The 23,948-nt window shown below is 47.8% G+C and carries 23 protein-coding genes and 1 other annotated feature; of the genes, 14 read left to right on the top strand and 9 right to left on the bottom strand.

The window, feature by feature from the left end; all coding sequences use genetic code 11:
* The first annotated feature begins 16 nt into the window (after positions 1 to 16).
* The 7 genes from rplS (at position 17) to SHEWMR4_RS14840 (ending at position 8,241) form a co-directional block, all read left to right on the top strand.
* On the top strand, positions 17 to 370 hold the full coding sequence (gene rplS / locus SHEWMR4_RS14870) for a 50S ribosomal protein L19 (protein ID WP_006080791.1): 354 nt from the start codon (positions 17 to 19) through the stop codon (positions 368 to 370).
* 665 nt (positions 371 to 1,035) lie between these two features.
* Positions 1,036 to 2,127, top strand: a complete 1,092-nt coding sequence (locus SHEWMR4_RS14865; protein ID WP_011623585.1) for a 3-deoxy-7-phosphoheptulonate synthase — start codon at positions 1,036 to 1,038, stop codon at positions 2,125 to 2,127.
* Between the two features lie 62 nt (positions 2,128 to 2,189).
* Positions 2,190 to 3,329 carry a bifunctional chorismate mutase/prephenate dehydrogenase gene (tyrA, locus tag SHEWMR4_RS14860; protein ID WP_011623584.1) on the top strand — a complete coding sequence of 380 codons (1,140 nt, stop codon included), beginning with the start codon at positions 2,190 to 2,192 and terminating at the stop codon, positions 3,327 to 3,329.
* A 217-nt stretch (positions 3,330 to 3,546) separates the two neighbouring features.
* Positions 3,547 to 5,211, top strand: a complete 1,665-nt coding sequence (hcp, locus tag SHEWMR4_RS14855; RefSeq protein ID WP_011623583.1) for a hydroxylamine reductase — start codon at positions 3,547 to 3,549, stop codon at positions 5,209 to 5,211.
* 50 nt (positions 5,212 to 5,261) lie between these two features.
* Positions 5,262 to 6,392, top strand: coding sequence for a hybrid-cluster NAD(P)-dependent oxidoreductase (locus tag SHEWMR4_RS14850; protein WP_011623582.1), 1,131 nt, complete (start codon positions 5,262 to 5,264; stop codon positions 6,390 to 6,392).
* Between the two features lie 163 nt (positions 6,393 to 6,555).
* Positions 6,556 to 6,891, top strand: a complete 336-nt coding sequence (locus SHEWMR4_RS14845; protein WP_011623581.1) for a hypothetical protein — start codon at positions 6,556 to 6,558, stop codon at positions 6,889 to 6,891.
* A gap of 45 nt (positions 6,892 to 6,936) precedes the next feature.
* Complete coding sequence (locus SHEWMR4_RS14840; RefSeq protein ID WP_011623580.1) at positions 6,937 to 8,241, top strand: cation:proton antiporter; 1,305 nt, start codon at positions 6,937 to 6,939, stop codon at positions 8,239 to 8,241.
* A gap of 145 nt (positions 8,242 to 8,386) precedes the next feature.
* Here SHEWMR4_RS14840 and SHEWMR4_RS14835 read toward each other — a convergent pair whose 3' ends face one another.
* On the bottom strand, positions 8,387 to 10,390 hold the full coding sequence (locus SHEWMR4_RS14835) for a chorismate mutase (protein WP_011623579.1): 2,004 nt from the start codon (positions 10,388 to 10,390) through the stop codon (positions 8,387 to 8,389).
* Positions 10,391 to 10,427: 37 nt separating this feature from the next.
* Positions 10,428 to 10,546: a sequence feature (Phe leader region), on the bottom strand.
* Positions 10,547 to 10,722: 176 nt separating this feature from the next.
* Positions 10,723 to 12,231, bottom strand: coding sequence for a leucyl aminopeptidase (pepA, locus tag SHEWMR4_RS14830; protein ID WP_011623578.1), 1,509 nt, complete (start codon positions 12,229 to 12,231; stop codon positions 10,723 to 10,725).
* A 255-nt stretch (positions 12,232 to 12,486) separates the two neighbouring features.
* On the opposite strand from pepA, the gene lptF reads away from it, so the two are divergent.
* Positions 12,487 to 13,599: an LPS export ABC transporter permease LptF gene (lptF, locus tag SHEWMR4_RS14825; protein ID WP_011623577.1), complete on the top strand. Its 1,113-nt coding sequence runs from the start codon at positions 12,487 to 12,489 to the stop codon at positions 13,597 to 13,599.
* The gene (gene lptG / locus SHEWMR4_RS14820; protein WP_011623576.1) at positions 13,596 to 14,654 is read left to right on the top strand and encodes an LPS export ABC transporter permease LptG; all 1,059 of its coding nucleotides are present in this window, start codon (positions 13,596 to 13,598) and stop codon (positions 14,652 to 14,654) included. The genes lptF and lptG overlap by 4 nt, the downstream gene beginning before the upstream one ends.
* A 61-nt stretch (positions 14,655 to 14,715) precedes the next feature.
* Here the strand turns inward: lptG and SHEWMR4_RS20610 are convergent, their stop codons facing one another.
* The 6 genes from SHEWMR4_RS20610 to SHEWMR4_RS14790 all read right to left on the bottom strand — a co-directional run bounded on the left by SHEWMR4_RS20610 (position 14,716) and on the right by SHEWMR4_RS14790 (position 18,731).
* On the bottom strand, positions 14,716 to 15,381 hold the full coding sequence (locus tag SHEWMR4_RS20610) for a hypothetical protein (protein WP_011623575.1): 666 nt from the start codon (positions 15,379 to 15,381) through the stop codon (positions 14,716 to 14,718).
* Between the two features lie 49 nt (positions 15,382 to 15,430).
* Positions 15,431 to 15,940 (bottom strand): RDD family protein, encoded by a 510-nt coding sequence (locus SHEWMR4_RS14810; protein ID WP_011623574.1) that lies wholly within the window; start codon positions 15,938 to 15,940, stop codon positions 15,431 to 15,433.
* Between the two features lie 39 nt (positions 15,941 to 15,979).
* A complete protein-coding gene (locus SHEWMR4_RS14805) occupies positions 15,980 to 16,237 on the bottom strand; it encodes a DUF2960 domain-containing protein (protein WP_011623573.1) in 258 nt (85 codons plus the stop codon).
* Positions 16,238 to 16,274: 37 nt separating this feature from the next.
* Positions 16,275 to 16,625, bottom strand: a complete 351-nt coding sequence (locus SHEWMR4_RS14800) for a DMT family protein (RefSeq protein ID WP_037415674.1) — start codon at positions 16,623 to 16,625, stop codon at positions 16,275 to 16,277.
* On the bottom strand, positions 16,625 to 17,119 hold the full coding sequence (locus SHEWMR4_RS14795; RefSeq protein ID WP_011623571.1) for a GNAT family N-acetyltransferase: 495 nt from the start codon (positions 17,117 to 17,119) through the stop codon (positions 16,625 to 16,627). The genes SHEWMR4_RS14800 and SHEWMR4_RS14795 overlap by 1 nt, the downstream gene beginning before the upstream one ends.
* Before the next feature lie 118 nt (positions 17,120 to 17,237).
* Positions 17,238 to 18,731 (bottom strand): carboxypeptidase M32, encoded by a 1,494-nt coding sequence (locus SHEWMR4_RS14790; protein ID WP_083757928.1) that lies wholly within the window; start codon positions 18,729 to 18,731, stop codon positions 17,238 to 17,240.
* Positions 18,732 to 18,812: 81 nt separating this feature from the next.
* On the opposite strand from SHEWMR4_RS14790, the gene SHEWMR4_RS14785 reads away from it, so the two are divergent.
* From SHEWMR4_RS14785 to SHEWMR4_RS14765, 5 genes are all read left to right on the top strand, one after another.
* Entirely contained in the window at positions 18,813 to 19,379 is a 567-nt protein-coding gene (locus tag SHEWMR4_RS14785) for a DsrE family protein (RefSeq protein ID WP_011623569.1), read from the top strand.
* A 106-nt stretch (positions 19,380 to 19,485) separates the two neighbouring features.
* Positions 19,486 to 20,121 carry a YqiJ family protein gene (locus SHEWMR4_RS14780; protein ID WP_011623568.1) on the top strand — a complete coding sequence of 212 codons (636 nt, stop codon included), beginning with the start codon at positions 19,486 to 19,488 and terminating at the stop codon, positions 20,119 to 20,121.
* A gap of 33 nt (positions 20,122 to 20,154) precedes the next feature.
* Positions 20,155 to 21,933 carry a flotillin family protein gene (locus SHEWMR4_RS14775; protein ID WP_011623567.1) on the top strand — a complete coding sequence of 593 codons (1,779 nt, stop codon included), beginning with the start codon at positions 20,155 to 20,157 and terminating at the stop codon, positions 21,931 to 21,933.
* A gap of 156 nt (positions 21,934 to 22,089) precedes the next feature.
* Positions 22,090 to 22,650 carry a DJ-1/PfpI family protein gene (locus SHEWMR4_RS14770; RefSeq protein WP_011623566.1) on the top strand — a complete coding sequence of 187 codons (561 nt, stop codon included), beginning with the start codon at positions 22,090 to 22,092 and terminating at the stop codon, positions 22,648 to 22,650.
* A gap of 104 nt (positions 22,651 to 22,754) precedes the next feature.
* Complete coding sequence (locus tag SHEWMR4_RS14765) at positions 22,755 to 23,063, top strand: ribbon-helix-helix domain-containing protein (protein WP_011623565.1); 309 nt, start codon at positions 22,755 to 22,757, stop codon at positions 23,061 to 23,063.
* Between the two features lie 109 nt (positions 23,064 to 23,172).
* Here SHEWMR4_RS14765 and SHEWMR4_RS14760 read toward each other — a convergent pair whose 3' ends face one another.
* A complete protein-coding gene (locus tag SHEWMR4_RS14760) occupies positions 23,173 to 23,922 on the bottom strand; it encodes a substrate-binding periplasmic protein (RefSeq protein ID WP_011623564.1) in 750 nt (249 codons plus the stop codon).
* Between the last annotated feature and the right edge of the window lie 26 nt (positions 23,923 to 23,948).

Here is a 23,948-nt window from a genome sequence, read left to right as displayed (position 1 = left end):
TAGAACGGAGTAAGTTATGAACAACATCATTAAAATGCTCAACGATGAGCAAATGAAACAAGACGTACCTGCGTTTGGTGCTGGTGATACAGTAGTAGTTCAGGTTCGTGTTAAAGAAGGTGATAAAGAGCGTTTACAGGCTTTCGAAGGCGTTGTAATTGCTAAGCGTAACCGTGGTCTGCACTCTGCATTCACAGTACGTAAAATCTCTAATGGCGAAGGTGTTGAGCGTGCATTCCAAACGCACAGCCCTCTGATCGCTAGCATTGAAGTTAAGCGTCGTGGCCGCGTTCGTCGCGCCAAACTGTACTACTTACGTGATCGTTCAGGTAAATCTGCGCGTATCCGTGAAAAGCTGGCTACTAAGTAATAGTACCCGCTACAGAAAACAAGACGTAGTGTTCGCACAGAAAACCGCCCTCGTGGCGGTTTTTTGTTGCCTGACGTTTTTCTTTTTAGCCGTATTGAGTGCGTTTCGGGTTAATACGGCTTTCGACAGAGAACCGCTATTCCTTCAAGCCTTCGCCTTGTCTAAAGCGGGTTTAACTCCCGCTGAATGAACAGATATTTAGGGCGTGTTGACGTTTCGAGATTAGATTTTGTTCGTTCTGGCAAGTACGTGCTCGCGAAACGAGGAATGATGTGTAGTTATTCTACTCAAATGACGAGTGACAAAGTGCAAGGGCTTGCCAGACGAACCCTTCGGGCAGCATTTGTCTGGCTTTTCTGCGGCGTTATCGTCCGTTTATGTAGAATAACTGCACAGCACGGACTTTGCCTTGCATAAAAGCCTGCCAAACTGCTGCAAAAATAACCCTGAAACGTCAACACGCCCTGATACGATGGGTATAAATGCTGAATTTGTTAAATTCTTCCTTGATCTTCTGCCAATTAATAGGCATATTGGTCGCTCGCTGTAATGGTGTAGCATTACAGTGTTACGTGGTGGCCTCGGCTATTTATTCTTCCCCGCAGCAGTTTGAGATCCAGACTCCTGATAATGTGGGGATATGACTTCAGTTTTAGGTGGTAAGCATGCAACAGGATACGATCAATAACGTACACATCAGTTCAGAGAAAGTTCTTATTACACCGCAGGAGCTAAAAGCGGCCCTGCCACTCTCTGAGCATGCGTATCGTTATATCCTCAATGCACGCAAAACAGTGGCGGATATTGTCCATAAGCGCGATAACCGCGTGCTTATCGTCACTGGACCTTGTTCTATCCATGATATCGATGCCGCCAAGGAATACGCCTTAAAGCTTAAAAAACTACACGATGAACTCAGCGATGAGTTTTACATCCTGATGCGAGTCTACTTTGAGAAGCCACGTACCACAGTGGGTTGGAAGGGGATGATTAACGATCCTGATATGGACGAGTCCTTCGATGTTGAGAAGGGTTTAAAGATGGCCCGTGAGCTGATGATTTGGTTGGCCGAACTCGAACTGCCTGTGGCAACCGAAGCGCTCGATCCGATCAGCCCACAGTACATCTCGGAATTAGTCACTTGGTCGGCCATTGGTGCTCGCACGACTGAGTCGCAAACCCACAGGGAAATGGCGTCGGGTTTATCTATGCCCGTCGGCTTTAAAAATGGCACAGATGGAAAGCTCGATGTAGCGATTAACGCGCTGAAATCGGCGGCCAGCAGCCACAGATTTATGGGGATTAACCAGCAGGGCCAAGTGGCGTTATTGCAAACCGCGGGAAATCCCGATGGACATGTGATCCTGCGTGGCGGCGCCACGCCAAACTACGATGCAAAGAGCGTTGCCGAGTGTGAAGCGCAGTTACATAAAGCCAAACTCAATGCTCGCCTTATTATCGATTGTAGCCACGGTAATTCGTCTAAGGACTACACAAGGCAAGTCCCTGTGTGTGAAGATGTATTTGCCCAGATTTACAACGGCAATAAATCCATCATTGGCGTGATGTTAGAAAGCCATTTAAATGAAGGTAATCAGAGTTGTGATAAACCATTGAGCGAATTGGCCTATGGGGTTTCTGTGACAGACTCCTGTATTAATTGGGAAAAAACCGAAAGCGTTTTACGTGCGGGCGCATCGAAGTTATCTTCGGTATTAGCAACCCGTTTCGATATGCTCAAAGTGGCCAATGCTTAAGAGTCAATCTTAAGAGCCGAATGTTTAAACACCTTATTTTAGGTGTGTAGTGGACTGATAAGATGAACGAAAAAACCACAACTGAATTAGAACACCTTCGAGGTCTCATCGATGGTGTCGACCAACAATTGCTGCATTTACTACGTAAACGCTTAGATTTAGTCGCTCAGGTGGGAACGGTAAAACACGCCGCAGGCCTGCCAATTTATGCGCCGCAACGCGAAGCGGCTATGCTGGCAAAACGCCGCGAAGAAGCCAAGAACATGGGCATAGCGCCACAACTGATTGAAGATATTTTGCGCCGCTTGATGCGTGAATCCTATCTCAACGAGAAGGATGTCGGCTTTAAGCAAGTAAAAAACGATCTCGGTTCAGTCGTGATTGTTGGTGGTAAGGGTCAGCTTGGTGGACTGTTCCAACAAATGCTGACGCTCTCGGGTTATCAGGTTAAAGTGCTTGATAAAGACGACTGGCAGCAGGCGGAAACCTTATTTGCCGACGCCGGATTGGTACTGGTGACTGTGCCTATCGCCATCACCTGCGACATTATCCGTGAGAAACTGACCCAATTACCGCAGGAATGTATCTTAGCCGACTTAACCTCAATCAAGACTGAACCTATGAATGCCATGTTGGCCGCTCACAAGGGGCCTGTTGTCGGCTTTCATCCCATGTTTGGCCCAGATGTCGGCAGTTTGGCTAAGCAGGTGGTGGTGGTGTGCCATGGCCGCGAAGCCGATAAATACCAATGGTTGCTCGAGCAAATTGGAATTTGGGGCGCACGGATTGTAGAAGCTGAGCCTGAACGTCACGACAATGCGATGCAATTGGTACAGGCGATGCGCCACTTCTCGACCTTTGTGTATGGCTTGAACCTTTGCAAAGAAGAAGCGGATATTGAAACCCTGCTGCAATTTAGCTCACCTATCTATCGCTTAGAACTCGCCATGGTCGGGCGCTTGTTTGCCCAAAGCCCGGAGCTTTATGCCGATATTATTTTTGCCCAGCAGGATAGCCAGCATGCGATTGGCGATTATTTGGATAACTATCGCGAAGCATTAGAGCTATTAAAGCGGGGCGATAGGGACGCGTTTATCAGCCAGTTCCAAACGGTAGCAAAATGGTTTGGTGATTTTGCTCCTCAGTTTCAGCGTGAAAGTCGCATGATGCTGCAATCGGTCAGTGATATGAAAACGAACTGATAATAAAAGACTTAGAAACAAAAATGCCCATCTTTGATGGGTATTTTTTTTAGGTTTTTCAGGCTGATTCCACTGTGTTAATTAGTAATTGCTTAAGGTGATCTCCCTCTAAGATTTGGCATTCAAGGTGAGAAAACACTGTCGCTTATTTTCGGTTTCGGTAGACTAATTTTAAACATGCAAAAATAAAGCATGAATTTAAATTAGGAGTCTATCCATGTTTTGTATTCAGTGTGAGCAAACTATTCGTACCCCCGCCGGCAACGGTTGTAGCTATGCCCAAGGTATGTGTGGCAAATTGGCCGCGACCTCGGATCTGCAAGACTTGTTAATCTACATGCTGCAGGGTGTTTCAGTGTATGCGACTAAGGCTCGTGAACTGGGCGTCGTTGACCCTGAGGTGGATACCTTTGTTCCTAAAGCTTTTTTCTCGACCTTAACCAACGTTAACTTCGATGATGAACGCATCATCGCCTATGCCAAGCAGGCGGCTGAGTACCGTGAAAGTTTAAAAAATGCCTATGAAGCGGCGTGTGAAGCTGCGGGTAAATCGGCTGAATCGCTCCCTCCTGTGGCGCAATTTGTACTGGGTACCAGTAAGCCCGAAATGTTGTCTCAAGCGCCAGTCGCCTTACTCAATAAAGATAAAAATGATATCCACGAAGATATCCTTGGGCTGAGACTACTGTGCTTATATGGCCTTAAAGGTGCGGCGGCTTACATGGAGCACGCCCGTGTATTAGGTAAAACCGACGCTGAGATTGCTGGTCGCTTCCATGAGATTATGGCGTTTCTCGGTGAGCCGAGCGTCGATGCCGATAAACTGTTCATAACAGCCATGGATATTGGTCAACTGAACTACCGCATCATGGCGATGCTCGATGCGGGCGAGACCGAAGCCTTCGGTCATCCGGAACCGACTGTCGTCAACACTAAAGCGGTTAAAGGCAAAGCGATTCTGGTTTCTGGCCATGATATGAAGGATTTAGAGCTTATCCTCGAGCAAACGGCGGGTAAAGGCATTAATGTTTATACCCATGGCGAAATGCTCCCCGCGCTGGCGTATCCCGCCTTTAAAAAATATGCTCATTTAGTGGGTAACTACGGCAGTGCATGGCAGAACCAGCAAAAAGAATTTGCTAATTTCCCTGGCGCCGTAGTGATGACCTCAAACTGTATTATTGACCCGAATGTGGGCCAATACAGCGACCGTATCTTTACCCGCAGTATCGTGGGTTGGCCTGGTGTAACCCATGTGGTTGGGGACGATTTTTCAGTTGTGATCGACAAGGCGCTCGCTCTTGATGGCTTCCAATACGATGAAATCCCACACAATATCACTATCGGTTTTGCCCGTAATGCCTTAATGGCTGCGGCACCGACTGTGGTTGAAAACGTGAAAAACGGTTCTATCAAACACTTCTTCTTAGTCGGTGGCTGTGATGGCGATAAGTCTGAGCGGAGTTATTTCACTGACTTAGCGAAATCGGCGCCAAAGGATTCCGTTATCCTGACCTTAGGTTGTGGTAAGTACAAATTCAACAAGCTGGAATTTGGCGATATCAACGGTATTCCGCGCTTACTCGATATTGGCCAATGTAACGATGCCTATTCGGCTATTCAGTTGGCTATCGCGCTATCACAAATTTTTGAATGCGATATCAATGAATTACCATTGAACCTCGTGCTTTCATGGTTTGAGCAGAAAGCCATTGTCGTGCTGCTGACGCTATTGTCGCTTGGGGTGAAAAATATCCGTACCGGCCCGACGCCGCCAGCGTTTTTAACGGCTAATCTTGCCAAAATTTTGGAAGAAAAATTTGGCCTGCGTAACACCACCACAGTTGAAGCCGATCTTAAAACCATGCTGAACGTGGCATAGGCCGATTGACGCATGGGTCACTGCGGCTTTCGTTGTAAAGCCGCGGTGCTATGGATACAAAGACGATGAATATCAGTACTATGCCAAATATTTCTTTAGCTTCTGCCCCCGCAGGTCTTGTGGGATTTAGTCAACTAGTGTGTGTGGAGCGCTGGAACGAAACCACCGATGTGGTGAGTTTTCGCTTTCAAGCTGGTGAGCCGATGAAGTTTGATTATAAGCCGGGGCAATTTATGACCTTAGTGCTAGAGATCAACGGTGAGCAGGCTTGTCGCAGTTACACCTTATCCTCAACCCCATCAAGACCTTATTCCTTAATGTTAACCATTAAGCGAGTCGATGGCGGACTGGTGTCGAATTACTTGATTGATCATTTACAGCCGGGGCAGACGGTCCGCGTATTACCGCCAACGGGTCAATTTAATCTGTTTGATATTCCTGCCAAAAAATACCTATTTTTGAGTGCTGGCTGTGGGATCACGCCCATGTATTCGATGTCGCGTTATTTAACCGACAGCCAAATGAATGCCGACATTGCTTTTGTGCACAGCGCTCGCACCCAGGCCGATATTATTTTTAAAACCTCATTAGAGACCATGGCTACGCGCCATCGAGATTTTAAGCTGCGTTACCTTGTGGAGGATGTCACGGCTGACACGGCTTGGCATCCCGAGGCGGTATTGCATGATATCGGCCGTTTAAGTGCTGATAATCTACGAGATTTAGTCCCCGATTTTTCAGAGCGAACCGTGTTTTTATGTGGACCTGAGCCCTATATGCAGGCGGTCAAAACGATTCTGGCTGAGCTTAACTTCGATATGACTCAGTTGTATCACGAGAGCTTTGCCACAGCGGTGAAAGAGGCGCATAGCCGCGTAAAACAGGCTGAAATGCAGACTGAAGATCCTGTGAGTGGCAGTAACAGCTTTATGTTATCCATTGGCGATAAAAAGCGGGCTTTAACGGCCGAGCAAACCTTGCTTGAGGGGATTGAAGCCGAAGGCTTACCGATTATTGCGGCTTGCCGTTCGGGCGTATGCGGCGCGTGCAAATGCAAGGTGCTCGAAGGGGAAACCGAGTCCACAAGTAGCATGACCTTAACACCTGCCGAAATCGAAGCCGGATATGTGTTAGCTTGCTCGACAAAACTCAAATCGGATGTGACCCTGTCTTTGACCTGATACTTGCCAGCGAAGGGCATTGGTCGATTCAAAACATCGATGATTTAAAAGATCTCGCGCGGAAATATTTTTGCGCCTTAGTTGCGATTATGTCTGCGAGAACGTAAGGTTAAAGACGAGGGCGGAGTAACGCCCTGTCCCATCGTCTGGCTGGAGTCTCTCAATGACAACGACAACCACATATGCCGCAAAAATTGAAGATCGCAGCTTAGGCCATTTGCTTTACGCCTTAATGTCAGGCTTTCCGCTGTTACTGCTGCCAGTGTTGTTGAGTCTATTTATCAACTTGTCTCAACGGCATACGCAAGGTAATGCCTTGCTGGCCTCGCATTTACGCTGGCAACGTCATTCCAATGTGATATTTCTCGGTCTGTTAGTGTTGGGCTATTGCCTGCCCATCACTTGGCTCAGTCTTTCGATTTATCTCTTTGGTATCATTTGGTTTTGCCATCGGATTATTAAAGGCTGGTTAAGTCTGTTGGATGGTTTAGAAGTCTAAAACTTGTGCTAGAGTCTCTTCATCTTAGGGTGATTAGAGACTCTTATGACTAGTTATCAAATTCTCTGTATTCTTTGTGCGTTAGCCTTAGTCACGTCTGTGGCATCCTCTCGTTTGCATAAGCTGCAAGAAACCGTTGCCATTACCGCATTGGCGTTGGGCATGAGCCTGTTACTCTTACTGGGTGGTAAAGCGCTTGGCGGCCATGTTTATGGTTACTTTGTCGCGGGGCTGGAGAAGCTCGACTTTCAGGCCCTTTTACTCAACGGCATGTTGGGTTTTCTCTTGTTTGCTGGGGCATTACAGATCCGCTTAAAAATCTTAAGGCATCAGAAATGGGAAATTCTCATCCTTGCCTTTGTTAGTACCTTGCTCTCGACTTTTATCGTCGGTGGTTTGCTTTACTACATTGCTCCCATGCTGGGATTGCCCTTGGCCTTAAGCCATTGTTTGCTCTTTGGTGCCTTGATTTCACCCACAGATCCGATTGCCGTGTTAGCCATTCTGAAGAAGATGGGCGCGCCCGAAGATATTGCCATTCAGGTAGAAGGGGAGTCGCTCTTTAATGATGGTATAGGGTTGGTGATTTTTGTGGCCATCTCCCATCTGGCCTTTTCAACTGAGCCGCTGACCTTCTCGCAAATCTCGCTATTGTTCATCCAAGAGGCGCTCGGGGGCGTCGTTTATGGCGCCGTGCTCGGCGTATTGCTGCACCATTTCTTTCGCTACTGTGAGGAAGAAACCCAGCTGATGTTGGTCACTTTACTGATCCCGACGGCCGGTTATGTCATCGCCGAAGTGTTAGGGGTGTCGGGGCCGCTGGCGATGGTCAGTGCGGGGATGATTATCGGTAACTACAGCGTGCCTAAGTATTTTGCGCGTCAAGAGCGGGTAAAGCTCTATACTTTTTGGTCGCTGATTGAATCCTTCTTCAATGCGCTGCTGTTCCTCTTGCTCGGATTATTACTCCTGCTCGTCACCTTTAAGGCGCCATTATGGTGGTTTATGTTAGTGGCTATTCCACTCGTGTTAACGGCGCGGGCGGTGAGTGTGTTGCTGCCTTATATCGGGTTTAGGTTGGTTAAGTCTTACAATCCTTATGCCGAGTCGATACTCATTTGGGGCGGGCTCAGGGGCGGGCTAGCCTTAGCTATGGCGATGAGTTTACCCGAGGGTGTGATTATCGATTCTCAAAGTGGTGCCGAGCTGCGAGAGCTTGTGCTCGTGATGACATATGCCGTAGTGGTGTTTTCAATCCTTGTGCAAGGCTCGAGTATGACGGGGTTAATTCGCCGCAGTAATGCGGTGACAACAGAGGCTAATCATCAGATTGCAACTGAGCGAACCTAGACCCGCTGGGTTTAATTAGGGGTAAAATCCAAACTCTAAGCGCTAAATCCGCAGCCCTAGATCTACAGTCTTAAATCCTAAGTCCTAAACAATACAGCCACGATATTCGTGGCTGTATGTTCTTCAGTATCCTTATACACGCAAATTAGCGGTATAACTCCCTTACGACCTCGCTCATCAGCGCCAATGAGTCATGTGCTTTATCTTCTTCGAGGGAGCAATTCAGCATTAGGCCATCGGCTTTCAGCTGCTTAATTCCTTGAGTTTGCAGTGGCAGTGCATCTTCGCTGATGGCATAACAAGGGTTAATCACTATGGGGAGATGACTGTTGGCCTTTATTTGAATGAGGCTTGCTAAATCCAAGGTGGGTAAGTTGGCATTGTTATAGGTACGAATGCCAGAGTCACATAGGATAAGCTGTTGGTTACCTTGACTTAAAATCGTCTCCGTGGCCGCCATAAATTCATCATAACTTGCCATATCGTTACGTTCGAGGAATAGCGGAATCGGCAAGGTGCCTGCCTGAGTCAGCAAGGATTGATTAAACATTTGTTTGCCCGTTAAGAACAGCATATCGGCATGACCTGTCGCCAATGGCATATCCGTCGCCTGTTCGATGGCTATGACACAGAGCAAATCATACTGATGTAGGGTTTGGCGCAGCTTAGGGATGATGGCTTCGGCCGAGGCGAGTGAGTTACATCCGTCTAAAATCACTGCTTGGAAACCCGCTTCTTTTAGCTGTTTTACTCTGCGCTCAAAGGCGGATAAGGCGGCCTGCGACGACTCTTGCTGCAGTAGGCTTTTGCTCAGCGTGATTTTGGCAATGGCACCAATATGGCCTGCGCCAATGGTAAAGGGGCCGCAGTGAATTTCACTCGCCTGCGCCTTGTACGCCTTACTGAAGCGATAGGGCGACGGGTCAAGGCTCACCGTGCTTATCACCTCAGCTTTTGAGGTGTTCGGCTCAATGAGTAATTGGCTATTACTGAGTTGCGTCGGTTTGACGGTTTCGCAGGGGTAACAACCTAATACTTTGATAAACCGCGTGATCCTCTCGAGTTGCTTAAGACCTTGCTGCATGGCTTCACTGGAGATATTGGCATCGATATCCAGATAGAACATTTCTTCCCACGGCGTGCCTGGAATGGGGCGAGATTCGAGTTTGCTCATATTGAGCTGATGCGCTTTGAGCACCAACAGGGCTTCTACCAACGCCCCCGCCTTTTGGCCAGTGGCCATGATCAGGGTGGTTTTAGCGGGTAATTGCTCGGGTACTGCTACGGCTTTTCGAGCCACCACGATAAAGCGGCTCTGGTTAATCTTTTGATTGGCAAGGCCTGACTCAATCGACTCGAGTTGGTAAAGCGCGCCACCTTCGGTGCTGCCAATCGCAGCGGCGCTATTGTCGGCAGATTGATTGACCTTCTCCATCGCTTCGGCGCTGCTTGAGCAATATTCCAGTCTTAAGTCCTTGTGCTGGCTCAGATAACGGCTGCACTGACTAATTGGCTGCGGATGAGCATAAACAGTTTTGATATCGCTCAGTTTGCTGCCCGGTTTGCCCAACAGGCAATGGCTGACTTCGATAGTAGTCTCGCCTACGATGGACAGACTCGTATGTTGCAGCACGTCATATACTTCGTTGATAGAGCCGGACGAAGTGTTTTCAATCGGCAAAAAGCCATAGTCGGCGTGGCCTGACTCAACGGCTTGGACAATCTCATCGAAACTTTGGCAGCCTAAGTCGAGCATCTCAACTTGACGACGTTGGCAATAGCGAGAGGCGGCAAGGTAAGAGTAGGAACCGCGGGCGCCAAGGTAAGCAATACAGTACTGCTGTTTTTGGGTTTCTGGATTAGCACGGCCGTGGAGATAAGCCTGTTGATTGAGAACTGAGTCTTCGATAATGCTTTGATACAGTGAGATCACGTAATGGGCATCTAAGCCTTTTTCTCGGCCAGCTGTGACTAATCTTGCCAGCAGTTCTTTTTCCCTTTGGGTGTCGCGAATGGGTCTCACATCCACTTCTTTACTGCGGGCCACTTCAAGGCTTAGGCGTCGACGTTCGGCGAGTAACGAGAGAAGCTCATTGTCGAGGTGAGTAATTTGTTCTCGCGTTTGATTTAAAGGCTGTGGTTTTTGCATTCTGACCTCATTTGCCACCGTATTATCGAGCGTTTAAGACGAAAAAGCCTCCCAGTGGGAGGCTTTGGATTTTTACTTTCGTTTTTACACAGTAAATCCGCCTCCTAGAGTGGGGGTGTAAAAAAGAAAGTAAAAAAAGCTGCGGTATTTGTTTTCATAGGGAGTAAAACTAAAGGGCGAGGGCGTGGCTGTCAATCAAAAATTATTCAATCGCGATTTTCTTTCCTCTTCGCGTTGCTAGGCTGCAATTATTCCTCAGCCAATCGTCATTTAGCCTTCGAGCCAAATAAAAAAGGCGAAGAAATTCTTCGCCTTTTCAGTGTTGTTAGTGATTACTCGCCTAATTCTACGCCTGCGCGATTGATCAGGAACTGAGTCAAAATTGGCACAGGGCGGCCGGTTGAACCTTTATTCGCGCCGCTGTTCCAGGCAGTACCGGCCACGTCTAAGTGAGCCCAGTTGTACTTCTTGGCGAAGCGAGACAGGAAACAAGCCGCAGTAATCGCGCCCGCTGGACGACCACCTAAGTTGGTCATATCGGCAAATGGGCTATCGAGCATATCTTGGTACTCATCCCACAGTGGCATACGCCATGCGCGGTCACCACTCTGCTCACCAGCATTGAGCAGCTCGTGTGCCAGAGGATTGTGTGAGGAGAACAGGCCTGAGGCATGTTTACCTAAGGCAATCACACAGGCGCCTGTCAGTGTCGCCGTGTCGATAACCAGCTCTGGGTCGAAACGCTCAACATAGGTTAATACGTCACACAGTACCAGACGGCCTTCGGCGTCGGTGTTGAGCACTTCAACGGTCTGACCCGACATTGTGGTTAAAATGTCACCTGGTCGGTAAGCATTGCCCGATGGCATGTTTTCACAGCCCGCGAGAATACCAACGACGTTGACTGGCAGCTTCATCTCACTGATGGCTTTCATGGTGCCGATAACACCTGCTGCGCCGCCCATGTCGTATTTCATTTCGTCCATGGCTTCGCCTGGTTTTAATGAAATACCGCCTGAGTCGAAGGTTAAGCCTTTACCAATCAATACGATAGGTTTCTCTGTGCTGTCAACGGCACCCTTGTATTCCATTACGGTCATAATGGATTCATTGGCACTGGCGCGGCCGACGGCAAGATAAGAGTTCATGCCGAGTTTTGCCATTTGCTCTTCGCCCACAGTCGTGACATGCAGGTTTTCGTGAACTTCGGCCAATTGGCGAGCTTGAGAGGCTAAATAGGCTGGATTACAGATATTTGGCGGCATGTTAGCCACATCGCGACATAAATGCATACCGGCAGAAACAGCCATGCCGTGCTCAATCGCACGCTCACCTAAGGTCAGTTCGCGGCGAGTTGGAACATTAAACACTAACTTGCGTAGCGGACGACGGGTTTCACCTTTACGGGTTTTGAGCGCATCGAAGCTATATAAACTGCTATTGGTCGTTTCTACCGCTTGGCGAACTTTCCAATAGGTATCGCGACCTTTTACGTGTAACTCGGTCAAGAAGCACACGGCTTCCATTGAACCTGTTTCATTTAAGGTGTTGATGGTTTTAGTGATGATCTGCTTGTACTGGCGTTCGTCTAGTTCTCGTTCTTTGCCGCAACCGACTAACAGCACTCGTTCACTCAATACGTTAGGAACGTGGTGCAGTAATAACATTTGGCCTGGCTTACCTTCTAAATCGCCGCGACGCAGTAGATTACTGATATAACCTTCGCTAATCTTGTCTAATTGCTCGGCGATGCCGGATAGACGGCGGGGTTCATAAACACCGACAACGATGCAGGCTGAGCGTTGTTTTTCGGGGCTACCGCTCTTTACGCTAAACTCCATGAGCACTCCTAGATTCTTAAAGACAAATTTTTATATTTATTGGATAATGTCTGCTTGTCCCGAAAAGGGCCTAAGTTATTACTCCAAAGGTGATTTATTCTCGGCACTTGAGTCACGTTTTTGTGAAAAATCCGTGACATTTATTGTTTGCCAGGAACCCCTGAAGCTGGTCAGAAAACTATCAAAAGTAAACAGTTTACATGAAAGTTAGTCTGTTACCAGCAAAAAGATAAGTTTAGAGACCGGATCCTACCTGTGATTGTATTTAGATACCTTATTCGAGAAGTTTTAAAGGCGCAAATTGCAGTACTTTTCGTACTGTTAACTATTTTTATTAGCCAGCATTTCGTGCGCATATTGGCCGACGCCTCAGACGGTGAATTTCCTGCTTCTCTTATCGCCACCTTGATAGGCCTCAACTTACCCTATCTTGTTGTTCTCGTTTTACCTTTAAGTTTGTTCCTTGGGATCCTCATGGCCCACGGCCGCATGTATGCCGAGAATGAAATGGTCATTCTCCACGGTGTTGGCGTAAGTGAATGGTATGTTACCCGAGTAACTTTGATCCTCGCCGTGATCAACATGTTGTTTACTGGCTATTTATCCCTCTATGTTGCACCTTGGGCCGAGGAGCAACAAAACCAAGTGCTCGAGAAAGCCCAATCCGAGGCGGGTCTTGCCGCATTAGTGCAGGGGCGTTTTCAGGCGAGTCCTAACGGCCGTGCAGTGCTGTTTGTCGAGCGTATCGGCAAGGATAACGATCTTGATAAAGTGTTTGTGGCCCAGTTGCCTGACCCAAATGACGAAATTGGTTTAACCAACGTGGTCGTGGCTAAAGGCGGGCGGGTACTGGAAGATCAGAACGGCTCGCAGCAGTTACAGCTCAATGATGGGGTGCGCTATCAGGGCAGCCCACAACAGAAAGACTACCAAATGATTGAATTCGGTGGTTATAAGATGCAAATCAAAGAGCAACAGGTCGATGAGCGTCGTCGTAAACTCTCAGCCTTACCGCTGACAGAGTTGATGAAAGTTGAAGGGCCAGAAGCCGTGGCCGAGTTCCATTGGCGTTTAGCTATTCCGCTGGCGATTCCTATCATGACTCTCATTGCCGTGCCGCTGGCGCGAGTCAATGTGCGCCAGGGTAAGTTTGCCAAAATGCTCCCCGCGGTACTGTTATATCTTGGCTACTTTGGCCTGATGGTCGCGGGACGTAAAGCGTTGCAGGATGGTGTTATTCCACAGTATTTAGGCATGTGGTGGATCCATTTGTCGGCACTCATTATGGGGATTTTACTCCTAGGAAAAGACAGACCCTTATTTGCTCGTTTATCGACGGCAATGGCGCGTAAAAAGGTGGCCGCATGAAGATTTTAGACCTTTATATCGCCAGAGTTTTATTAAGCACTTCGGCGCTGTGTTTGCTGGTGCTGACGGGCCTGTCGGGCATCATCAAGTGGGTTGACCAGCTGCGCTTAGTCGGTCGTGGTTCCTACTCCATGATGGATGCGGGCATTTATGTGTTATTCCTCGTGCCTCGCGATATTGAAATGTTTTTCCCGATGGCGGTGCTGTTAGGCGCGCTGATCGGCATGGGGATGCTGGCCTCGAACTCTGAGCTGGTGGTGATGCAAGCCTCGGGCATGTCGCGGTTGCAAATCACGTTATCGGCGATGAAAACCGCAGTGCCATTGATGTTGATGGTGATGGCCTTGGGAGAGTGGGGCGCACCAGTGGCCGAGCAAAAGGCCAATGAACTCCAAGCCATTAAACTCTCCGGCGGCAGTTTGATTAAATCCCACCGAGGCATTTGGGCAAAGGATGGTGATTTGTTCGTGAATATTGGCGAAGTCGCCGATATTGATAAGCTAAATAATATTACTTTGTATAAGTTTAACAGTGAGTTAAAGCTTACGAACGTTGTGCATGCCAAGAGTGCCTTGTTCAGTAAGGACAGCTGGCATCTTATGGATGTAAAGCGTACCGACCTAAGCTACGAAGAAGTGAAGCTCGAACACTTAGATGAAGACATTTGGCGCTCAAGTCTCACGCCCGACAAGCTTAGCGTAGTATCGGTCAAGCCCGAGGCCTTATCGATTCGCGGCTTAATGGGTTATTTAGATTACCTTAAAAATAACAGCCAAGACCCAAGCCGTTACGAATTAGCCCTGTGGCGCAAGGTGATGCAGCCTGTGACGGTCGGGGTGATGATGCTGGTGGCCTTATCCTTTGTGTTTGGGCCGCTGCGGACAGTCACTATGGGGGCGCGGGTGTTGCTCGGTGTGGTGGCAGGGTTTAGCTTCTATATCAGTAACGAGATCTTTGGCCCCATGAGTATGGTATATGAGTTGCCGGCCTACGTGGGGGCTATCGCGCCGAGTCTGCTGTTTACTGGCATTGCCTTCTACTTTATCCGGCGGTGATCAAACGCGGATAATAAAAAACGACGCCATAAGGCGTCGTTTTTTATTACGTTTTATTTGTTCATTTTTTTCTTAATACGAGTAATTCTTTCATTAGTTCAGATGAATAAATTTTAAAGTTTTCACAATGTTGTTTCGATGGTAATTGTATTATTTCTTGCATCAGAATGGTTGTATTCTCAAAATAGGAAGTTCCTTCGCGCTCATTCTTTTGATATCTATACCCTTCTAAATTTTCAATATCTTCTGCAATTAAAAATGTTCTAGCCCATTGATATGATTTCTGAAGTTGGTCATTTGTTTGTTCCCATGAGGCTCTGTAATCGTCGACTTTTAAAGCAATATCTCTATTTTTAGGAGAAAGTATAACTCCCTCTTTCAATCTACAAGAATTGATATGGGCATCAAGATAAATCTCAAAACTATCTATGTATTGTCTATAAGACTTTTCTAAATCCACTATAGCTTTATATCGTTCAGAATGTTCGAATTGTGTTCTCCATGTACTCAAAGCTTTTACGGCTATAAATGCAGCAAGTACAGTAGCGCATCCACCTACAATGGTTGCAATCTGCTCAAACCAGCCTAATAACTTTTCGATTAGGATAGATGAGTTAATATATTTTCCAAAAATCCAACCTAAACTAATTAACGCTATAGCTATAAAGAACGTTGCCAGAATAATTAGTAGATGAGAGCTAAATTTTTTATCCATTGTATTTATCAAAGTATATCCTTATTTAGTTCTATCTTTTTTAAATTAAACTTTTGACTACTTATGCACCATGCCAATTGCGCATTTGGTTGGCTTCCTTGGATAACACAACCACTTCAGAGCGGGTCATCATATCCTGTAGTGCGAGTTTATCGTCGTTGATCAGCACCCACAGATTACCAATGCCGAGTAATGACCAGACGATGCGTGCATAGGCGGTGATAAGGCTTAGGTTTTGGCCATTAGGATGTTGGATCTTAAGGCGCCAAGCGCGCATCCCGAGGGTTTGACCGCCCTTACTCCAAAAAAGCGCATAAAAAGTACCAACGCAGAGCACTAACCAGAGTTGATAAATCCCATGGTAAATCGGTGTGCCATTGAGAGCGTCGGACACATGTTCAAAGCCATTCATGCTAATCAGGCCGGAGGATGTGAGTCCGAAGAAAATACCAAAGCCGATGGCGCCAGCAAACATATACACGGCTACTGCGAGCAGCAGATCATAGATCATTGCCCCTAAGCGACGGAAGAATCCTGCACGGGGAAAGTTAGCATGTTCAGCATTTAACATCTGCAATCCTAATTCTAAATGGATAAATGACGATAAGGCTTAGGCCTCGGGTTCTTCATCGCGTACAAAGTGGATATTGCTAAACCCAAAGCGCGCAAATTCGACCTTGCGATAGTCTTTTTCAGCCTTGGCGCCTTTGCGTGAGGTCATGGCAATTTGTTGTTCCATCGCGAGAAACCTGGTTAAGTCTATGCCTTCGGCTTCGGCCACGGCTTCGTATAAATCGCGGTGTTTATCATAACTAAAGGCGATGGTTTTCGTCTCACCTTTGAAGGTGTAAGTCACTTGACGCGCCATGGTTTTCTCCTGAAAAAGTCCTGAAATAAGTCTGGAATTAGTTAAATTCGCTTCTAAAAATAAAATACACCGCCCCGAGGATACACAGGCCCGCCCAGAGATAGTCGAGTTTGAGCGGTTCCTTCATGTAGAAATAGGCGAAGGGCACAAACAAGCTTAAGGTGATGACTTCCTGCAGGATTTTTAATTGGCCGACATTCATCACTGTGTAGCCGATGCGGTTAGCGGGCACTTGCAGTAGGTATTCAAATAAGGCGATGCCCCAACTGACTAAGGCGGCAATAATCCAAGGCTTTGAGCCTAAGGATTTTAAATGCCCATACCATGCAAAGGTCATAAAAATATTGCTAAGACAGAGTAAACCAATAGTCGTTAGGGTGGGGTTCATCATTCTTCTCGATGATTAAGCTTATAAATCATATACATTGCATCGTCGGTATAGCTGCCAAGGCATTTCTCAATGGCTTTAGGTTTAAAGCCCATTTTACGCCAGTAGCTATCGGCACCTTGTACCGCGACCAGAGAGAGGGAGCTCAAGTTAAAGCGATCCGCGAGTTGCTTTAAGCGCATTAGGGCTTTGGAGCCTGCGCCTAAACCTTGGGCCTTTACCGAGATGGCAATATCGTGTAGATACAAGGTATCAGCCTTAGGTAACTGAGTGATGGGCTCATACAGTGCGGGAGGCATATTGGTGGTCCAAGGGTGGGCGAGGCAATAGCCCACCACAGCCTCATTCACCTCAAACACAAAGCAGGATTGAGGTGAAACGTGCCACTTGCTTTGCAATACATGCAGGGGTTCAGGATCCAGTTGGGAGTAACATTCTTCCTGGATCTGTAAAATAGCATCCCAATCCTCTGGGGTGATTGCACGCAGTAACATGGTCGACCTTTTTCTGTCCAAAACAGTGTGAATAAATAAGTTGGGGATTATATACCCAAATCGCAGCAAAAGCTTTGAAACTCGCCTGTGCTGCGATTATCTCGGCTGCTTACGGCGTTTACTCCAAATAACGTTGCTTCAAATGTTTGGCTAGATATTGGCTATTGAGCGGCTCTCCTGTGGCTTGAATGATGAGTTCATCCGTTGTCAGTAATGAGCCTTTGGACCAAATATGAGTGCCAAGCCAGTCAAATACTTGGGATAACTGCCCATTATCGATGAGGTTTTCAATCGGGCCTAAGCTTCGCTCCAGCGCAAAACGGCATTGGGCGGCATACATGGCGCCTAAGGTATAACTTGGAAAATACCCCAATTCACCTACGGCCCAATGGATATCCTGCATACAACCATCGCGATAGTTTCCATCGGTATTGATCCCGAGCAGTTGTTGCATCTGGCTTGACCAAAAATCAGGGAGATCATCCACACTCAGGCTACCGTCGATAAAGGCTTTTTCGGCTTCAAAGCGCAATAGAATATGGCAAGGGTAAGTGACTTCATCGGCATCGACACGGATAAGCCCGGGATTGACGCGGGTATAGTGTCTTGCCAAGTCTTGGGCGCTAAACTCACAGCCCAAATGCTGTTTAATCAGTGGTTGTAATTGGCGTAAAAACGCGGGATTGGCACCGAGCTGCATTTCACAAAATAAGCTTTGGCTCTCATGGACGCCCATGGAGCGAGCCAATCCTGCGGGCTGACCGCGCCATTGTTTCGGTAAGCCCTGTTCATAACGGGCGTGGCCAGTTTCATGCACTATGCCCATGATAGCACTGCTAAAATCGGCTTCATTATAACGCGTCGTGATGCGTACATCGCTTGGCACTCCACCACAAAATGGGTGGCTGCTGATATCGAGCCTGCCATGGTTAAAATCAAACCCTAAATAGGCCATCACCGCTTGGCCTAGGGCTTGCTGTGCCTTGATTTCGAAGGGGCCGTTAAGGGTAAGCTTGGGTTCACTGGCTTGTTTTGCCAGTACATCTTGGATAAAACTGGGTAACCACGTTTTTAAGTCACCAAAGGTCTGCTCAAGCTTTGCCGTGGTCATGCCGGGCTCAAATTTATCGAGCAGGGCATCATAGGGGGAGATGTTAAGGGCCTGCGCGCGAATTAAGGCTTCTTCCCTCGCGAGGGCAATCACCGCTTTTAGATTCGGTTTAAAACCTTGCCAATCATTGTTTTTGCGTTGCTCGCGCCAGGCATTCTCACATTGGTAGGCCATTTTCGTTTTGGCCTGTACTAGCTCACCCGGCACTAAGGTCGCCTGTTGATACTGATATTGCATTTCCCTCAGATTGGCCTGTTGCTCTGGGCTCAGCGCCTCTTGCGAGGCTTGTGCGAGGTTATCGCCAAGCTCTGGCGCCGTTTTAAGGCTGTGGATATGTAACGCCAGTTCTGCCATCGCATCGCCACGCTCGCTGCCGCCACCGAGGGGCATCATGGCGGCCTGATCCCAATCACCAAGCGCACTAAAATGTTCAAAATGTGAAATTTTCTGGAAATGGGCCGTGAGTTTATCGTAACTTTGCGTAGGTTCTTTGGTGTTCATAGCGGTATCCATAGACTCAATCTTAAGGTGCTGTCGTTATCTATTAGCACGAAAAAATAACAATAACAGGATGATAATATCATGCAGCCAAAATCACATCACACTAAAACCCTTAAAGTCATGACCATGGCGCTGTTGGCTGGCTTATCCAGTGCCGCCCATGCCGGAGCCGAGAGCTTTGCGCCTGGAACCGCTATCCCCGAATTTGGTCAAGTGGCTAAGGTCGAAAGCAACCTTGCGATCCCTGCGGGGATGAAGTTTAAGGTGGCATTCGATATGAGCAAGGCGGCCGATGTCGGCCAAGTGAATCGTCAGCTCGACAGCCTTGCCCGTTTTATTAATATGCACGTGGCGGCTGGCGTGAAAGAAAGCGATATTGAGCTAGCGATGGTGGTGCATGGCAGTGCCGTTGGCGATTTAGCCGATGATAGTTTTTATGCCAAGCAGCACAACGGGGCGCAAAACCCCAATAAAGCCTTAGTGAAAACCTTAGTGGCCCATGGGGTGAAGTTTTATATCTGTGGTCAGAGCGCCGCTTATTTTGACTTACACAATGCCTCTTTGTTACCGGGCGTCGATATGGCCCTGTCTGCGATGACGGCCCATGCGATTCTGGCGCAGCAAGGATTTAGTCAAAATCCGTTTTAGGGTAAATTTTTTGTTTGGAAACTAGGCTCGCCTTGCTATTCTGTCACTCGTAAGTTGATAATTACAGTGAAGTAAATGGAATGCTGTATCGTTCAAGGAGATGACTATGTGGGCGTTTTTAGTTGAACAGCCTAACCTACCTTACACTATTGCCTTCGCCTGCGTGCTTGTCCTTGGTGTGTTTGAAGCCTTAGCCCTAGTCATAGGGCTAAGCATGATGAGTGCGCTCGACCAATGGGTGCCCGCCGATGTGGATTATGATGCCGATATTGGTGGTACTGGCCTGACGGGGATTGCGGGCTGGCTATGTCTGAATCGATTACCCTTACTTATCTGGTTTGTGCTGGCACTGACCAGCTTTGCAATAGTCGGTTATATTGCAAATTACCTGAGCCTGCTATTCACGGGCGTTTTGTTACCGCAACTCTTCACCTTACCGATTGCTGTGGTTGGCAGTGCGTTTGCCTGTCGCTATCTCGGGCGGATCTTGGCCGATTTACTCCCCAAAAATGAGTCCACCGCCATATCCCTTGATGATTTAAGTGGTTATGTTGGTACTATCACCTTAGGCTGCGCCATGAAGGGCATGCCTTCGGAAGCTGTGGTGCGCGATAAACATCAACAAAAACATTATGTATTAGTCGAACCCGAAACCTCGGGTATCGAGTTTGCCAGTGGCACGCAAGTGGTGCTGCTAAAACGAGAAGGAAGAGTCTGGTCTGCGACTCGCTTTGATAATTAATTTTCCAAAGCCATTAACGAAAAAGGAAAGCAAATGGATGTGTTAAACGACGTAACCAGTTCGAGCAACTTCGTGTTGTTAGTTGCCGGAATGGTATTGATTGGCCTGATTGTGATTGGTCTGATTTTCGCCAAGTTATATAAACGTGCGACGAAGGAAATGGCTTTTGTACGTACGGGGTTTGGTGGTGAAAAAATTATTAAGGACGGCGGCGCAATCGTCTTACCCGTGCTGCATGAAACCATAGCGGTAAATATGAATACCCTGCGTATCGAAGTGGAGAAAACCCAAAAAGATGCGCTTATCACTAAGGATAGAATGCGTGTCGATGTGAAGGCCGACTTCTATCTGCGTGTGGCGCCCAATGCCGAAGGTATTTCAATGGCGGCACAAACCTTAGGTACCCGTACCACACGCGTGGAAGAGCTGAAAAAGCTGATGGAATCTAAGTTTGTTGACGTGTTACGTGCGGTCGCGGCAGAAATGACCATGACTGAAATGCACGAGCAGCGCGCCGATTTCGTCCAGCGGGTACAGAATAACGTTGCCAACGATCTCGAGAAAAACGGGTTAGAACTCGAATCCGTTTCGTTAACGGGTTTTGACCAGACTGATCTGCAATTCTTTAATGAAAACAATGCATTCGATGCCGAAGGTCGTGCACGTTTAGCCAAGATCATCGAAGAAAAACGTAAAGAGACCAACGATATCCAGCAGGAAAACCGCATCAAAATCGAGCAGCGTAACCTAGAGGCGGAAAAAGAATCGCTGGAGATTGAAAAGGCCGAAGAAGAAGCGCGCCTTATTCAGCAGCAGTCGCTCGAATTTAAACGTGCCGAGCAAAAAGCGGAAATTATTAAGCAAAAAGAAAACAAGGCCCGTGAAGAACGCGAAGCTGAGATTGCCAAAGAGCGCGCAATCGAAACCGCTGAAATCGAAAAGACTAAAGATATCGAGACCCGCGAGATTGAAAAGCGCAAATCTATCGAACAGGCCCGTATTCAACAGCAACGTGATATCGAAGTTGCCGAGCAGGAAAAACACATCGCGGTAGCCGCGAAGTCGGAAGAAGAGTCTGCCGCCCGTGCCCGCGCCGCCGAAGCGGAAAAAACCAAGGTAGAGAAAGAAGAAGCGGTTATTACGGTGCGCCAAGTGGCTGAGGCGAATCGTCGTAAAGAGATTGAAGTCATCGATGCACGCAAAGAAGCGGAGCGCGATGCGGTAGGCGTGACAGTACAAGCTGAGGCGGAAAAACGTGCCGCCGAAGACAGATCGAGCGCGATTCTGATTGAAGCCCGCGCCAGTGCAGATGCCAAGAAACTGCAAGCCGAGGCCGACGAGAAGGTCTATGCCGTTGAAGCGGCGGGTAAACAAGCTCTGTATGAAGCCGAAAACGTGTTGCGTGATGAGCAGATTGCGCTGCAAAAATCCCTCGCTATCTTAAAAGCACTGCCTGAGATTGTCGCGCAGGCGGTTAAACCGCTGGAAAATATCGAAGGCATTAAAATTCTTCAAGGTTATGGCGCTGGTAATCAATTGGCATCGGGAGCTGATGGCGCAGCAGTGAATCAAGGTGGCATCGCCGAGCAAGTCACCAGCGCCGCGTTAAACTACCGCGCCAATGCGCCAGTGGTGGATGCCATGCTGCGAGAGTTAGGCTTAGTGCAATCGGAGTCTGGCACCTTAAATGACTTACTCAATGGCAATAATGCCTTAACCGCTGAAGCCTTAAATGTAGTGAAATCTGCAAATACCGGATTAAATGGTTATAGTCAGCAACATGCTGCGATTGAACCAAAGATAAGTAATTGATCTTAATGGTTTAGATTAAAGCGCCTGCGGGCGCTTTTTTTATGCCTGAAACCGCTGCATCGATTTGTAGTATTCCACTATTACCCTAAATTTAATGGTCGGAGTAGAGTGAAATCCGATGTCGCGTTTTCCCTTATCGAATAAAAGGAGTTTCTTATGGCCAATATTTTGATTATCGCCGGTGATTTTGTTGAAGATTATGAGTTAATGGTGCCGTTTCAAGCCCTACAAATGGTGGGACACAATGTGACGGTTGTTTGCCCTGATAAAGTGGCGGGGCAAACTATTAAGACCGCTATCCATGACTTTGAAGGTGATCAAACCTATACCGAAAAACCGGGACACTTATTTGCCTTAAATGGCAACTTTGCCGGCACGAATGCGAGCGATTTCGATGCGCTGCTGCTTCCCGGAGGCCGTGCGCCTGAGTATTTACGTCTAAACCCTGCGGTGATTGCCTTGGTGGCGGGGTTTGCCGCCCAAGATAAACCCATTGCAGCCGTTTGCCATGGGGCGCAGCTACTGACGGCGGCCGATGTGGTTCGCGGTAAGAAAGTATCCGCGTATCCTGCTTGCGCGCCCGAAGTGAAACAAGCGGGCGCCGAGTACTGTGATATTGAGGTGACGGCGGCGATTACCGATGGCAAGTTAGTGACCGCGCCCGCTTGGCCTGCGCATCCAGCATGGTTGGCGCAGTTCAACAAGTTATTGAATTAACGATATTCATCCTGCCTTATTTATGGCATAACAGTTCGGGTAGAGGCTTAAGTTGAATATCCGCTGTGGACTTAAGCTAAGCGCAATAGCTGGGGAGTGATATTGTGTGTGAAATCTATTCCGGTGCCGAACCCGAACTGTTTGAACTCAAAACCCGTTCTATTCGAATCGATGGTGTCGTGACGAGCGTGCGGCTCGAGGCGATTTTCTGGCAGATTATTGAAGAGATTGCCGAGGATGCCGAGCTGAGTGTGGCGGTATTTTTGACCCGTATTTACCGTGAGGTGTTAACTCGTCACGGTGAGGTGGCTAACTTTGCCTCTTTGCTGCGCGTTGCTTGCACCACCCATCTTAACCAAGGGCAGCGTTTGGTGTTAAAACCTAAGGTTGAGCTAAACGCGACATCCTCTTAAACACTAAGGCGCATGTCATTCTTACTATTTGCGGAAACTAAACTTAGCCGCCTTCTTGGCTGGCAAGCTTATGGTTGCAATAAGCTTGGATACATCAGCCTATATTGATTTAGCTGGCAAAGGCTTGGGTGTATTTCTGGATAATCTGCTCCACCTTTCCATCGGCTTTAAGCTGCGCTATCGCGTGATTGAGTGCGGGCAGTAGATCGGCATGCTCCTTACGTAGCCTTAGCACCAATACGCCATCGGAATGCACCGCGGCCAATCCAACGGGGATCTTAAGTTTGTTCGACCAGTACAAAGCGGGATAGTTACCTGAGATAATGGCAGTGATGCGGTGTTTATCTAATGCCTTAATCAGCTCTTGCTCTGAAGTAAAATCGACACGGATAAACTCCTTGTCATCGTGGTACAAATATCCTCGAACAGTCCCGATTTGCTTGCCTTTGATTTCGGAAATTTCCTTAAATGATTCGACATGTTCGGGCCTTGTCACTATGTACTCAGTGATGGGCATAATGGGATCGGATTTAACGAATAAGGGGCCAAAGTCTTGATCTGCAAACCAACTTGGGCTCACCACATCAAAGTCTAACTGGCCCGTTTCAAGGGCGTTGTTCGTCCGTTTGGGCGGCAAGGAGAGATTTTCTCCCTCGATATTGGCTAAGGATAAAATCAGCGGAATTAATTCGGTAATCATTCCCGGCGCCTCTGGCTGATTGGCAATAAAATAGGGGTACCAAGAATAAGAGCCGGTGATGTTGTACTTGAGTAATTGGGCAAAGGAAGAGGGAGCAAAGAGTAGCAGTAACAAAATGGCGTTTACTCGCCAACGATAGGAAATACCAGCTTTACGCATCTTGTCCTTCACTCCTTGGTTGAACG

This window comes from Shewanella sp. MR-4 (assembly GCF_000014685.1).
In the GTDB taxonomy this organism is placed as follows: Bacteria; Pseudomonadota; Gammaproteobacteria; order Enterobacterales; family Shewanellaceae; genus Shewanella.
This window is presented reverse-complemented; position numbering and strand designations above follow the sequence as displayed.

Excerpts from the sequence above, each read along its gene's own strand:
- SHEWMR4_RS14785 (WP_011623569.1), top strand. The coding sequence starts at position 18,813 with ATGCAGCCAAAATCACATCACACTAAAACCCTTAAAGTCATGACCATG.
- SHEWMR4_RS14770 (WP_011623566.1), top strand. The coding sequence starts at position 22,090 with ATGGCCAATATTTTGATTATCGCCGGTGATTTTGTTGAAGATTATGAG.
- SHEWMR4_RS14790 (WP_083757928.1), bottom strand. The coding sequence starts at position 18,731 with ATGAACACCAAAGAACCTACGCAAAGTTACGATAAACTCACGGCCCAT.
- rplS (WP_006080791.1), top strand. The coding sequence starts at position 17 with ATGAACAACATCATTAAAATGCTCAACGATGAGCAAATGAAACAAGAC.
- SHEWMR4_RS14780 (WP_011623568.1), top strand. The coding sequence starts at position 19,486 with ATGTGGGCGTTTTTAGTTGAACAGCCTAACCTACCTTACACTATTGCC.
- lptG (WP_011623576.1), top strand. The coding sequence starts at position 13,596 with ATGAAGATTTTAGACCTTTATATCGCCAGAGTTTTATTAAGCACTTCG.
- SHEWMR4_RS14835 (WP_011623579.1), bottom strand. The coding sequence starts at position 10,390 with ATGCAAAAACCACAGCCTTTAAATCAAACGCGAGAACAAATTACTCAC.
- tyrA (WP_011623584.1), top strand. The coding sequence starts at position 2,190 with ATGAACGAAAAAACCACAACTGAATTAGAACACCTTCGAGGTCTCATC.
- SHEWMR4_RS14850 (WP_011623582.1), top strand. The coding sequence starts at position 5,262 with ATGGATACAAAGACGATGAATATCAGTACTATGCCAAATATTTCTTTA.
- SHEWMR4_RS14805 (WP_011623573.1), bottom strand. The coding sequence starts at position 16,237 with ATGGCGCGTCAAGTGACTTACACCTTCAAAGGTGAGACGAAAACCATC.
- SHEWMR4_RS14760 (WP_011623564.1), bottom strand. The coding sequence starts at position 23,922 with ATGCGTAAAGCTGGTATTTCCTATCGTTGGCGAGTAAACGCCATTTTG.
- SHEWMR4_RS14800 (WP_037415674.1), bottom strand. The coding sequence starts at position 16,625 with ATGAACCCCACCCTAACGACTATTGGTTTACTCTGTCTTAGCAATATT.
- SHEWMR4_RS14795 (WP_011623571.1), bottom strand. The coding sequence starts at position 17,119 with ATGTTACTGCGTGCAATCACCCCAGAGGATTGGGATGCTATTTTACAG.
- SHEWMR4_RS14810 (WP_011623574.1), bottom strand. The coding sequence starts at position 15,940 with ATGTTAAATGCTGAACATGCTAACTTTCCCCGTGCAGGATTCTTCCGT.
- SHEWMR4_RS14775 (WP_011623567.1), top strand. The coding sequence starts at position 20,155 with ATGGATGTGTTAAACGACGTAACCAGTTCGAGCAACTTCGTGTTGTTA.
- pepA (WP_011623578.1), bottom strand. The coding sequence starts at position 12,231 with ATGGAGTTTAGCGTAAAGAGCGGTAGCCCCGAAAAACAACGCTCAGCC.
- SHEWMR4_RS14845 (WP_011623581.1), top strand. The coding sequence starts at position 6,556 with ATGACAACGACAACCACATATGCCGCAAAAATTGAAGATCGCAGCTTA.
- SHEWMR4_RS14840 (WP_011623580.1), top strand. The coding sequence starts at position 6,937 with ATGACTAGTTATCAAATTCTCTGTATTCTTTGTGCGTTAGCCTTAGTC.
- SHEWMR4_RS14865 (WP_011623585.1), top strand. The coding sequence starts at position 1,036 with ATGCAACAGGATACGATCAATAACGTACACATCAGTTCAGAGAAAGTT.
- hcp (WP_011623583.1), top strand. The coding sequence starts at position 3,547 with ATGTTTTGTATTCAGTGTGAGCAAACTATTCGTACCCCCGCCGGCAAC.